Source organism: Novipirellula sp. (genome assembly GCF_041583735.1).
Lineage (GTDB): Bacteria > Planctomycetota > Planctomycetia > Pirellulales > Pirellulaceae > Novipirellula.
Window position 1 is genome coordinate 1 of record NZ_JBFHFD010000212.1, and the last position, 13152, is coordinate 13152.

Sequence of the window (13152 nt, forward strand, 5' to 3'; positions counted from 1 at the left end):
AACTTGGTCGGGGATCCGTCGTCCAGCGGTGGGCTCGATCCGGCGCTGCAGAGTGAGAACGTTTTGGGACGCGATGATGGTTTCGGTGGACCTGTTCCGTTGCCGTTTTCGACCGTGTTGAAGCCGCTTGATTTCTACGGTGGCGTCACGCAAACGCATGCGTTGGTCAATCGAGTTGACAATCCCGCCATCAGTGCGGCCCGTCGCTCGTTAGCCGTCGACAATTTTGGAAACGTGTTAACAAGCGATCAACGCGGCAGCGTTTTTGCCCGCGGGGCCGATGCGTTTGGCGATACCGATTTGGATATCGGGGCGTATGAGTTGCAATCTTTGTCGACGAATCGGTTTGTTGTAACGACGCTCGACGATGAATGGGATGCCGATGCGTTGGTCAGCGACCCGTCGGACCTCAGCCTTCGCGAAGCGATTGATTTGGCGAACGCCAGCATCGGGATCGATCGCATTGAGTTTGATCCGTCGCTGACACTCGGGGTGATCCAGTTGTCGCTTGGCGAATTGGTTATCCGAGACGACTTGGAATTGGTCGGACTTGGCGCGTCACGTTTGTCGATCGAGGGCAATGGGGATTCGCGACTGTTTACGATTGACGACCGTGATTCGGATCGTTCGATTGATGTGGTGATTCGCGATCTGCAACTGAGTGGCGGTCACGCACGGGGAACGGGCGTCTCAGGCAGTGGCGGTGCGATCTGGTCGGCCGAGAACTTGACGCTACAGCAGAGTCGCGTCACGGGAAATACCGCCGACGGGCTTGGGGGCGGCGTTTACTCGGCAGTTCGCAGCCAAACCGTGATCCAAAACAGCACGATCGATCACAATCAAGCCCGCTTTGGGGGCGGTTTGACGCTGAGCAATCAGAGCCGGATCAATCAGAGTACGATCTCGGGGAATCACGCCTCGGCGGATGCCGGTGGATTGCTGCAGTTCACCGGGACGGCTGAAATTTTGCAGAGCACCATTTCGGGAAATCTCGCTGATGCCCAGGGCGGCGGCATCGTTTCAGCCAACGCGGTGACGACACTGACCCATTCGATTGTCGCTGGAAACGAAGCGACAACGGGTAACGAGTTGTCGGCGCTGGGCGGCACGTTTACCGGTTCGTTCAATTTGATCGGGGATCCCACATCCGCTGGCGGGATCGATCACGGACGAGACTCGAATATTGTGGGGCAGCCATCACCACAGGGGCGCGGCGTGATTCCGGTCCAGCAGATTCTGAAGCCATTGGCGATGAACGGTGGCCCCACTCCCACGCACGGGTTGGCTCCGCTGTCTTTGGCGATCGATGCGGGAGACCCAAGTTTGCATGCGGTCGCCACGACCGATCAACGTGGAAGTCTGTATACGCGTCATGTCGGAGGCGGTGTTGATATCGGGGCTTACGAGCGACAAACCGAGAGTGATCTTGTCGTGATCGTGACGACCGCCGATGACCAAGCGGACCCCGATCCCGCTGATCCTGCGAATCTGGAAATGAGTCTTCGCGAAGCCATCGCCGTCGCCAACGCAACCCCCGGTGAATTCGAAGTCCGATTCGCTCCGTCGGTTGTCTCGCCGCTGGAAATTCGACTCGGGGCAATCGAGATTCGAGACGATGTCGTTTTCGCCGGCCACAGTTCGGAGCTGACGATCATCGACGCTGCGGGAACGAGTCGCCTTTTTTCCATCGTCGAGGCGGGCGTTCGAGTCCATTTTCAGTCAGTGACGCTGACCGGTGGTAATGCCGACTTGGGGGGCGCTATCTTCGCTAGCGACGCTCACATCGGGCTGCACGACTCGGTAGTCACGGGGAATGCTGCCACGATTCGAGGGGGCGCGATTGTGATCGGTAGCGGTTCGCTTGACTTGATTCGCAGCAAGGTTAGCGAGAACCACGCCTCGGGTTCCGCAGGCGGGATTGCTGGCAGCCACGTCGCCGTGACGCTAATCGAAAGCACCGTGGCGTTCAATTCGAGTTCACTCGGAGAGGGTTTCTTTGTCACTCGCGACGAAGACGGGATTCGTTTTGAAAGTTCGCTGATCGGATCGGCGTCGACCGACGACGGGTTGGTGATCCAAATGGGAACGGTGCTCGTGCTTGGCACCGCCGACGACGAAACGTTTCGACTTGATCTTGATCCCGAATCGCTTACCGATTCAATCGATCTTCGCTTTGACGGCGGCAGTGGCAGGAATACGCTTCAGTTTCTGACCGCGACGACGCCCGCGAGTCTGTTGGATGATTTGTATCAAACGAGAAATTTCGAAGTTATCCAGCTTGCCGAAGACGCGGTGTCCAATTTGTTTATCGATGCCGATTCAGTATCGCGTTTGTCGCCTCAGAGCGAATCGATCCAGGTGGGCAGTTTCGCGGGCGGCAATATTCGGCTCCGCCAGCCGGCCGATTGGCGGATGGGATCAACGCGGGTTCGCAACGGAGTGTTTTTGCGATCGCTTGTGAATGAACGTAACCCGCTGCCGCGAGTGATCGAAGTCGGGTTGCCTTTGCCCTGGCAAAACCTGATTCGCAAAACCGATGCGAACAATGATGGGTTGATTACCGCCGCGGATGCCCTGCTGGTGATCAACGAACTCGATTCGAGAACCTATTCGTTCGAAGACGGACGTTTGCAGAATCCGCTCGCTGTGATCGATTGGCCCAATCGTTACTTTGACGTCAGCGGCGATGGATTTGTGACCGCGTTTGACGCGTTGCAGGTGATCAATGCATTGGCAAGACTCGAACGCGGACCCGATTTGAACATTGCGATCACGGCAGCAACGCCGTGGTTGGACATGTTTGATTTGCGGCGACTCGTCGGAGGCGAAGAGATCGTCTCGGTGGAAACGTCCGTCGCGACAATGCCGACAAAGTCAGCTTGGCAAAACGCAGAGGCATCCGAGGTGCAATCGCCCGATCCATCGGTTCACATCGCGGTCACGGAACCGCACAAGACCGCCGACGCACAATCGTCACTCGATTCCACCCTCGATGCGTTTTTTGCCAGCAACGACGCGTTTGAATCGTTTTGATAGGGTTGCCAAAATCAGCTGGCGATGACTTCCTTCAGCACGTGGCCGTGGACGTCGGTCAAGCGGCGATCGATCCCATTGTTTCGCACCGCCAACCGCGTGTGGTCAATTCCTAATTGATGCAGGATTGTCGCGTAGATGTCGTAGACCTCGGTACGCTGTGAACTCGATTGCGGTTTATATCCCCACTCATCACTCGGCCCATAGCTGCCACCTTGGATACCGCCTCCGCACAACCAATTGGTAAATACAAACGGATTATGGTCGCGGCCTTTGCTGCCTTGCGAACAAGGCATCCGTCCGAATTCAGTCGTCCATAAAATGATCGTGTCCTCGAGCATCCCACGCTGTTCCAAATCTTTGATCAGCGCCGCGGCTCCGGTGGCCATCCCGCGTGCCAACGGTTCGTGATCACGCTGGACATTTTCGTGGCTGTCCCAATTGCGACGGGGATGCCCGTTGTCATTACCGCTCCAAACTTGCACAAAACGAACGCCACGTTCAAGTAAGCGACGAGCGACCAAGCACTTGCGGCCAAAAAATTCCGTTTCCGCTTTGCTGTTGATGACCGAGTCGTCGATCCGTGAACCTTCATCGGCAAGCCCGTACATCGCACGAATGTATTGCGGTTCGGCAGAAACATCCAGTGCATCCGTAGCACTGATTTGCATCGCTGCGGCAAGCTCGTAGGATCGCACTCGCGCGGCAAGCCGGTCATCGTCAGCCCGCTTTTCTGCGTAGGCGAGATTCAGGCGGCGAAGCGTTTCCAGGCCAGCGACGTCGTTGCCGGGAGTGATGAAATCACTTTCGGGAGCGAATAAATCACGAATCGGCGTCTCGTCCCCAGGACGGATGACGGTGCCTTGGTGCTCGGCCGACAAAAATGCATTGGCCCAGTTCTTGGCTCCGTTAGACGCCAATCCGCGGTGGTCGGGTAAGACGACAAAGGCGGGTAGGTTCTCGTTCTCGCTGCCCAGTCCATAGGAGATCCACGATCCGGCGCTTGGAAAGCCCGGCAACTGGAAACCAGTCGTTTGCAGCAGCGTCGCTTGGCTATGGACGCCCGTTTTTGCGACCACGTTGTGAATGAACGCGATCTTGTCGACCACGTCACCCAAGGGGGCGACAATGTCACTGAGCATTTTGCCCGATTCACCATAGGGATTGAATTGCCACGGACTGGCCATACATGCTCCCGGTGTGCTTTGGAACAATTCCACCGGTTCACCCGGATCCCATGGCTTGCCATGTTGCGTTTTTAGTAGCGGCTTGTAATCAAACGTGTCCACATGGCTGGCAGCACCCGCCATGAATAACTGGATCACGCGTTTAGCACGCGGGGGATGATGCCGTCGTGTCGTCGAGCGGGTTGTTTCGGCTTGCACATGATCGCGGTTTAGCAAATCCGCAAACGCGATGCTCGCCAAACTCGAAAGCCCATTGCCAATCCATGATCGTCGGGTGAGGTGAGAGCGAAGGTTGTTCATGGAGACTCGTTACTCGACGTAAATGAATTGGCTGGTGTTGAACATCACTCGCGCTAGCGTTGCTTCGCCGTGCGTTTGCATCAATGCACGCAGCATCGTTCGCTCGTCGTCGCTAGGATGACGCCCCCACATCCATTGGCAGGCGAGGTCAATTTGTTGGTCCGTCGTGTTGGATGGGCTCGTCGACGTCAATCTCGTCGCAAATTGTTTCGACATCGCCTCGGTCAAGCGATGGTTCCACTGCGTCAGCGCTTGAAGGGCCGTGGTCGATTCATCACGCTGAGGGACACTGATCGACGGATCAGCACAATCGAGCGTTGTCATCATCGGCTGTGGCTGGCTGCGGACAACAAAACGATAGATGCTGCGTCGATGCGATTTGGGATCGTCGGGGTCGTGAAGATGGTATTCATAATGAGGGGAATGCTGGGGTTTCTCGATCACAAAATCTTGAAAACTCGGGCCCCCGCGATCGTCCAATCGCAGCACGCCGCTGATCGAAAGCAGCGAGTCACGAAATTCTTCGGCGGTCAACCGGCGACGATTGAATCGCCACAGCAGCGTGTTGTTTGAATCGATCGCAACATTGTGTGCATCCGCGAAACTCGCTCGGCGATAGGCTTCGCTGGTGACCATCAATCGCACGATCGCCTTGATTGATTGTCGAGGATCGTCTCGCAGTCGGGTCGCCAAGTAATCCAACAGTTCGGGATGCGTCGGCAGCGTCCCCATCCGGCCAAAATCATTTGGGGTGCTAACCAGCGGCTGGCCAAACACCCACTGCCAAAGTCGATTGGCGATGCTCCGCCAAACCAACGGGTTGTCATGTGCGGTGAGGTAGCGAGCTAAACAGGCTCGCGAGTCCGTCTCGTTTGCGTCCTTGGCGGCACATGCGGAGGGCGATTTCGGATTCCACAGCACCGGAAGCCCCGGATCGACCCGTTCGAGCGGGGATTGCAGGTCACCGCGGTGCAGCAAGTGGATCGGGCGAGGTTTGCCCTCGGTTGGCTTGAATTTTCCTTGCACATCGAAGTGAGTTGCCGCCGCGTAAACCTTCGCACCCACCGGAAATTGATTTTGCTGGGTTCGCAGATCGCTCAGCGACTGAGTGATCTTTGTCAGTCGTGATTCGAAGCGAGCCGTATCCAAGTTTCGCACTATCCTCGCTCGATCGCGTTGCAGTTGGATCAGCTTCGTGATCGCGGATTCACCCTCGACTCGGCGATAAGCAATGCCGTCGGTCAGATTGCTAACACTCCATCGCGGTTTGGCCTCGATGCTGTCAAGCGAGGTGACCGTCGCATGCAACGCCACGTTTTCACCCGATTGGGAATCCAACGCTTCGATTTCGCCCAACGCAAAAATGAAATCACCGCTTCGCGGTGACAACTTGGTTGCCGTCACACGCAGGAAACGAAAGGCTGGCCCGGATGTTTCAGCCACGATTTGCTCAAACTTTGGATTCGGTTGGTCTTCACTGCTCGCGTCAAAAACGCAGCGTACCGATGCATCCGCAAATTGTTCGTCGTTGGAAACTTCGATGCGGTACCGCAGCGGAAATCCAAATCCTGCCCCAATCGCGTTGTAATTGTCAAATGCGGGTGTCAAGCGGATCAGGGCGATCGAACGAGGTTCTCCGAGATCCAGTTGGACCCACTTGGGCGTGTCCGGGACCGAGACGATTTGACGGTGTTCAATTTGGCTGTGGTAGCCGAACGCAACCGATTGCTCCACTCCGTGCTTTTGCATCAGTTCCTCGATGCGACGATCCAGCGCTCGGGTGGGCTCGCCGATCACACGATCTCGTTCGGACTGAATTTCGCTTTGCTGTTTTTCCAGAGCCGCGATTTGTTCGATCAATTGCCGTCGTTGATGTTCTTGTTCCGGTGACAACCCGGCGTAGACACGATCCGCTCGATCGATCCCGGCGAATACCGCATGCAATCGGTAGTAATCGTCTGCCCGAATCGGATCAAACTTGTGATGATGACACTGGGCGCATTGAACCGTCGTGCTCATGAAAACATTGAACACGGCCGAGACCATTTCATCGCGGTCGAGATGTTTGGCAATCCGTCCATCGAGTTTTCCTTCGCCCACCTCGGTGTGCCCGATGAAATCCCAGGGGCCCGCCGCGAGGAATCCCAGACCGATAATTCCATCGGGTTCGCCCGGGAACAATGCGTCCCCGGCGACTTGTTCCTGGACAAACCGCCAATAGGGTTTGTCGTCATTAAAACTGCGAATGACATAGTCGCGGTAAGGCCACGCGTTGGTGCGTGGTTTGTCCTTGTCGTATCCATGCGTCTCGGCATAGCGAGCGACGTCGAGCCAACGTTGCCCCCACTTTTCACCGAAACGGGGCGAAGCCAGCAGACGATCCACCCGCGTGATGAAGGCGCTTTCGGGATCGGTTTTTGCGTCGTCCAAAAACGTGTGGATTTCAGCGGTCGTGGGTGGCAGTCCGGTTAAATCGTAATGCAGCCGGCGGACCAGCGTTGTCGGATCGGCAGTACCGACCGGTCGAAGCCCGTTTGCGTTTAACTTGGCATCAATCAGCACGTCGATCGGATGGACGCGTTCGCTCTCGTCGATCCGCGGTGCTTCGATGGGGCGTAGCGACCACCACTCCAGATCGGACACAGATGGTTGCGCGAGCGTGACATCATCAGGCCAAACCGCGCCGCCGCTGATCCATCGGCTCAGGACATCGATTTGTGCTTGCGAAAGCGGCGGAGCATCCTGAGGCATTTCCGCACTGCCATCGATCGGCGTGATCATTTCGATCAACCGACTGGTAGTGCCAAGGTCGGCTGAAATCGCTCCGCTATCAAACAAGGCGGTTGCGGTCGTCAGCGAAAGGTCGCCACTGCGATCGACGTCGTTGTGGCAGTTTAAGCAGTGCGATTCCAGAATCGGAGCGACGTCGGTGGCAAAGTCGACGGAGTCTGCGGTGGTGAGCGACGGTGGCGCCGCGGAACCAGACGGTGCGTTCGCCAAGGTTACAGCGATCCAAGCCAGCGAAAACGACAATGCCACGCTGCAGGGCAAGCGACACAGGGATAGGTAGGCTGCGGGAAACACGTGATACGTTTTCCTGGACGCGGACTGGGCGGCAGCGAAGGCGGGGGTGACAACGGCCCTTCGCGGGTGAGGTGTTGTCAGTATAACAGGATCTTGCAGCCCCCGAGTGGTTTCTCGCTATCACAGTGCCTCTGAGCAAACGGTGCCGCAGATCAAACAGTGCCGCAAATCAAAACGACACTGATCTATAGAATCAAGCGACCTTTTTGCCGCAGGGAGCACGCAGGTCGAACAGACCAAAGATCTCTTCGCGGCTAAGTCCACCGGCTGCAACCGGACCTCCCTGTTCCGAGAACAATGCATCAAACATTTCGCGTTTCTGGTCCAACACTGCCGCGATCCGTTGTTCGATCGTGTTCATGGCCAACATCCGCGTCACCGTGACGGCACCTTTGGCCCCGATCCGATGCGCTCGGTTGATCGCTTGGTCCTCGATCGCCGGATTCCACCAACGGTCAAACAAAAAGACGTATTCACAGAACTGCAGATTCAACCCCACGCTTCCCGCACCGTAGCTCATCAAGATCACGTGGCTGTCGGGATCGTTTTTGAACTTGTCGATCACCCCTTCGCGTTGTTTGTGCGGGATTCGGCCGTGATACTCCAGCGGTCCAAAACGTTCGAGTGCCGGTTTCATCTGGTCAATACTGTTGACCCACTGGCTAAACACGATCGCCTTTTTCCCGCTCGCGGCAACCTCTTCCATGTCGGCGACCAAACGTTCGAGTTTAGTGCTGCTGCCCGAGACCGGATCAAAATTGCAGATTTGTTTCAGTCTCAGCACCAATTCAAAAACGTGCTGGATCGTCAGCATCTCGTCAAGCTTTTCGAGCTGAATCACCCCTTCGGATTCCGCTTGCTCGTACGTCGACCACTGCTCGGGCGTCAGATCCAACTCGGCGTCGCGATACAGTTTCGGCGGCATATCGTCGAGCACCATGTCTTTGGTGCGACGCAAAATGTACTCGCGTGAGGCGGCCGCCATCTGTGGCATCGGCATCCCAATTTGCAAGAATCCCGGCGAAAGGAATTCAAAGATGCCTACCAAATCGTCAGGCGAATTTTCCACCGGGGTGCCGGTCAGTGCCCATGATCGGGTTCGCGGGATCGCCTTGACGATCTCGCTGGTCGTGCTGTTGCGGTTTTTGATCCGCTGCGCCTCATCCAGTGCGACAAGGTCGAAATGCAATCCGCTCTCGAGCACCGTTTCCTTGTCACGCATCAACAATTCATAATTGGCAACCTTGACGGGAATCTCCGGCGAACGCCACTGGAACTCGCGTTTTGCTGCATTGCCTTCGATCGCAACGACGGGGATCTCGGGGGCCCAAACACGGAACTCTCTCAGCCAATTTGAAACCAATGGCTTGGGACATACCAGCAAGACGCTTCGCACTTCGCCACTGCAAAGCAGCAAGCGAATTGTGCTGATCGCCTGCATCGTTTTTCCCAGCCCCATCTCGTCGGCTAAGACGCAGGCAAAGCGGGGAAACATGAACGCAATCCCATCCAATTGATAAGGGAACGGTTCAAAGGGGAAGTTCAATTGGCCGCTGCCGACCAAAAGATCCAGTGGCGGCTGCAGCAAGTAATACAAACGGTCTTGCAGTTTAACGACGTCGTTGGGCGGTTTGATGCGATGCCGTTTGCGATCCACCTTCGGTTTCTTTTTCGTTGCCTCGGCGATCTTCACGCTGCTCGATTCGTTGCCCGGTGCCGCAGGCTTTGCGTTCGGGGGGACCCACTGGTTCGCTTCGGGGAACAAGAATCCCGTGACACGTGCTGTCAATGGCGAGACTCGGATCGGCAGCGAACGCGGTTCGATGGCGTCGATCGTTAGTTCGTAAGTGCCCGTGGGAACCAGATCGCTCTCACACCAACTTGCTTGCGAGTTAATCTCGACGTTCAACATAAGGGGCTTTGTGTCGGTTAGAGCCGTAGCGGAAGTCGTTAAAACTTTCGCAGCAGTCGGTTGGGGCGTAGCGGAAGTCGTCAAGGCGTTCGTGCGATCTTACTTCAGCACGATCCAAACGCACGCCTTCGGCTACCTAAATGTCTTTGATTATCGCAGCGTTAAGCTGCACGCGCAATTTGCGACTGGGCCTCGCGGATCGCTTCACGGATTCGCTCGAACGGCTCGATCGCGTCGGGCATGTCTTCGAAGTGTTTCGCCAGCGTTTCTACTGCGCTGGCTCGTTCCAGTGGCACGTGCAGCGTTGCGTTGACCAGCGTGACTTGGGACGATCCGGTCAACATGTCGCTGGTGATCGGCCCCTCGTCGCCTTCGGCTGCTTCGGAAACGAGCGCCACGGGCACTTCGCCTCGCGAGTTCAGCGAGAGCGATTCGATTTGGTCGCAACACAGTAGCGATAAGGGGGTGCGGCATTTGGTGACCAGCATCGGACCGATCACTTCGCCAATCAAATGGTCTCGCATCGTGGTGCCGAACAAGATCTCGTGTGCCCGAGACGGACGAACGGGCAACGTGCACTGAAACTCTACCGGGCGACCACCGCGGTTCAAAATCAACAACCCTCCGGTCCAACCGGTGCGGTCATCTTGAACCACCGTAAAGTATCCAATCGTCGGGTTGGTCGGATCGGGCATTCAGTTCTTAGCAGGGGTAATGAGGGATAGTGGGCTTGGTGAATAACGAACGAGAAGTTCCCCAGTGGTACCGCAGGGCCATCGGGAGAGCCGTTACCGCAATCTCTTGCGGTTCCGCCTCGATTGGATCGCCGCTCGGTAAGCGTCAGAACCGCGATTTGTTTCAGCGTCAAAGCACAGCGGGATGATCGGAGCGGCAGATCCCTAGCGATCTCATCGGCGTTCCGGTCCTGCCGACTTTAACGGTTGAATCTGTAAATTGGGCGTCTGGTAATTCAGGGGATTGGTGACGTCAAGGTGATTTAGGGGGAAAGCTCGGCAAGTTCACCGCCCCGCTTAGAAATTTCGATTGTCCGCACGGTTTGCTCGACAACTCCATTTTTTGCTGGTTATACTCGGGGCAATCATCATGCCACGACAAATGAGGCAAGCCGGCTTGCCTCCCAGCGTCCGCTTTTCCAAATTTTGTTCGCCAGTTTTGTTTTCGGGCAATTTTTGTTGACGCACCGCGTGCGATGGCTCTGCCATTGTGCTTTTATGCAGTGCTCGATGACTTTATCGCCCCCGCAGTTAACGCAATAGGAAATTACGCCCATGTCTTACGACCAGGAACCTGCCTCGCCTATGTTCCGTATTGACGTTTCTCCCGAAACCGGATCCGACGCTTCGATCTCCGAGAGCCGTTTGACCATCGAACTGCTGCGTCAAATGGTGGCAAGCCAGAATCAACAGAATCGTTTGCTGCAAGATTTGATCCAGCAAAATGCGGCAATCCAAAAGCAACGCGCTGGCGAGTTGCAGCAGTGGAAAGATTCCAATCCCGAACTTTCACGTGCCTGTCGGCAAGCCGCCGAAACGCTAAGCCGAGTGCAGACCGGGTTCCTCGATAGCTTGACCGAAGAAATCTTGGAAAACGAAGAGCATTTGATGGAAGGCGAATTCATGCTCAACGAATTTGTCGATCGCTTCGGACCCCGTTTGGCTCACCTCAATGGCGTGCTGCAAGTACTCGCTCAGCTGGGCACCGGACAACCGATCCAAAACTCGTAAGCCGCAGCCGGCTCGCTTTCGCGTTGCGAGCCCCCATGTGAAACGACGAAGCAAAACTCACTTCGAGTCTTGCTTCTCGATCGAAAGCGTTCCCGCCAAAAACGCATACAAACCCACCAGCGTTTTGGCGTCTCGGATTCGCCCTTCGGCAATCCAGCTACGAACATCCTCGCGACTTGCGATGCGATTCTCGATCTGTTCGGTAGCTTCGCGGGCATGTTCGCCGCGGGTCAAATCACGGGCGACATACAACAGCATCAGCTCGTCACTGATTCCGGGAGCTGAATAGAACTCGTGCACCAGGCTAACCGATTTTGCTTGGTAACCGGTTTCTTCGATCAGCTCGCGAAATGCAGTCTGTTCGGCGGGTTCATCCGGTTCTCGCGTGCCAGCGGGCAGTTCTAATAACGTTTCGCCCACCGAGGGGCGGTTGTTTTCGATCATCACCAGCGTGTCGTCATCCAATAGCGGCAAAATGACTACGGCTCCGGGGTGACGAACCACTTCGCGAACATAGGTCTTGCCGTCGCTGCCGCGGATCGACATCGCGTGAACGTTAAACCGGGCGCCTCGCAGCACGATCGATTCTTCGGGGGGATCCGATTCGGCGTGATTCATTTCGGTGAAATCCGTTTCTTCTTCATGGGGGCAGTGGCTTGACTTACACGTTATGCCATCGACGTTGGCATTTCGTCCATTTCGTCACAGGCATTTTTCGGTACCCAAGGTTTTGCGAGGCAGTGGGCGTCGCAATTCGGGGGCTTGTCCAGGGTCGTGCCAGTAATCGACGGAATCCTCGCCGAGCGACCAACAAAGACAGGCAGGTTGGCGATTGACAATCGCGGGAAAATCGATGATTCCGTTGAGCGGCAAATGAGGTGTGACCCCTAGTTCGGTCAGCTCCAAGAGGCATTGTTCCAACTTGGCCTCTTCGTCGGCCAGGGTCACGCGAATGTCGTGTACCTCATCGCGATACGAGGGGTGATCCATCCTCTCGGCCAATCGGTCGATGCCCGCAATCTGGTCCCGTTGCCGCTCGATCGAATGGTTCAGCTGCAAAGCATCCCGTAGGATGATCCGCAGCAGGGGGAGCATCTCGGTGGCTCGTTCGGGAGTAAACATCTTGCCTCGAGTTGGCCTCGAATCGTCGTTGCTAGGAAGGGCATGAACCATTTCGTTTGAACCGGTCACGAGGAAGAAGGGGCCTGTGATTTTAGTGAAAGTCTCGATTTTGTCTCAAGAAATCACGCTGCTTCGGTACTCACACAGAGGTGTCTACCTAACAGTACGACGAACGAAAAGCCCTAATGGTTCCGGGACGTCTAAAAACGGCGCGGTAAGCAGCTTTTGAAATGAGCAGGGTCAATGCTGCTAAAAATGCTCGTTTTAGGGCGTTTGAGCAACTTTGGGGCCGAAATCAGACCCACGCTGAGGAGGCCTACAAGCCCTCTGGGAGGGCGAAAGGTCAAAAATCGAGGTTTGTCAAGGCATAATTCCTTGACTGATGCTATTTTTGACTTAGAGTTCATTGTGTCAGGAAAGCGGGCGTACACGGAGCGATCCTGCGGACACAACCGGCCTACGTGCGATGATCATAGTGGATGATCACAGTCAATGAGATCAGGGAAGCGGGATCCGCGAAGCACCTGCTTCAAATGTCTCTCCTCCCTCTGGCACTGTGTCTAACACGCACTGTGTCCAAACACTGTGCGAAAACACTGTGTCCAAAACACTGTGTCGAAACAACGAGAACACTGTGTGCATCGGGACTGTAGGCGAATTAAGTTTGAAGAATCAGGGCCGGTTAGGAAAGGACTGGAATCAATGTTAGTTTTATCAAGAAAGAAAAACGAGAGCATCGTTATCAACAACGATATCCGAATCGTGGTTG

At 55.8% G+C, this 13152-nt stretch carries 9 protein-coding genes; 3 read left to right on the forward strand and 6 right to left on the reverse strand.

The window, feature by feature from the left end; genetic code table 11:
* A partial coding sequence (locus ABX962_RS16710) for a choice-of-anchor Q domain-containing protein (protein ID WP_372721181.1) occupies positions 1–3033 on the forward strand: 3033 nt, incomplete at its 5' end.
* A 14-nt stretch (positions 3034–3047) separates the two neighbouring features.
* On the opposite strand, the gene ABX962_RS16715 is transcribed toward ABX962_RS16710, so the two are convergent.
* From ABX962_RS16715 to ABX962_RS16730, 4 genes are all read right to left on the reverse strand, one after another.
* Positions 3048–4520: a DUF1501 domain-containing protein gene (locus ABX962_RS16715; RefSeq protein ID WP_372721182.1), complete on the reverse strand. Its 1473-nt coding sequence runs from the start codon at positions 4518–4520 to the stop codon at positions 3048–3050.
* Between the two features lie 9 nt (positions 4521–4529).
* A complete protein-coding gene (locus ABX962_RS16720; protein WP_372721183.1) occupies positions 4530–7559 on the reverse strand; it encodes a DUF1553 domain-containing protein in 3030 nt (1009 codons plus the stop codon).
* A 238-nt stretch (positions 7560–7797) separates the two neighbouring features.
* On the reverse strand, positions 7798–9516 hold the full coding sequence (locus tag ABX962_RS16725) for a DEAD/DEAH box helicase (RefSeq protein ID WP_372721184.1): 1719 nt from the start codon (positions 9514–9516) through the stop codon (positions 7798–7800).
* Between the two features lie 161 nt (positions 9517–9677).
* Positions 9678–10211 (reverse strand): hypothetical protein, encoded by a 534-nt coding sequence (locus ABX962_RS16730; protein WP_372721185.1) that lies wholly within the window; start codon positions 10209–10211, stop codon positions 9678–9680.
* 594 nt (positions 10212–10805) lie between these two features.
* Between ABX962_RS16730 and ABX962_RS16735 the strand changes: the two genes are divergently transcribed.
* The gene (locus tag ABX962_RS16735; protein ID WP_372721186.1) at positions 10806–11261 is read left to right on the forward strand and encodes a hypothetical protein; all 456 of its coding nucleotides are present in this window, start codon (positions 10806–10808) and stop codon (positions 11259–11261) included.
* Between the two features lie 57 nt (positions 11262–11318).
* Here the strand turns inward: ABX962_RS16735 and ABX962_RS16740 are convergent, their stop codons facing one another.
* Together ABX962_RS16740 and ABX962_RS16745 are read right to left on the reverse strand one after the other, a co-directional pair.
* The gene (locus ABX962_RS16740) at positions 11319–11879 is read right to left on the reverse strand and encodes an NUDIX hydrolase (RefSeq protein WP_372721187.1); all 561 of its coding nucleotides are present in this window, start codon (positions 11877–11879) and stop codon (positions 11319–11321) included.
* Positions 11880–11963: 84 nt separating this feature from the next.
* The gene (locus ABX962_RS16745; RefSeq protein WP_372721188.1) at positions 11964–12383 is read right to left on the reverse strand and encodes a DUF2203 domain-containing protein; all 420 of its coding nucleotides are present in this window, start codon (positions 12381–12383) and stop codon (positions 11964–11966) included.
* Between the two features lie 702 nt (positions 12384–13085).
* Between ABX962_RS16745 and ABX962_RS16750 the strand changes: the two genes are divergently transcribed.
* Positions 13086–13152 (forward strand): carbon storage regulator (locus ABX962_RS16750; RefSeq protein WP_372721189.1); only part of this gene is annotated, 67 nt, incomplete at its 3' end.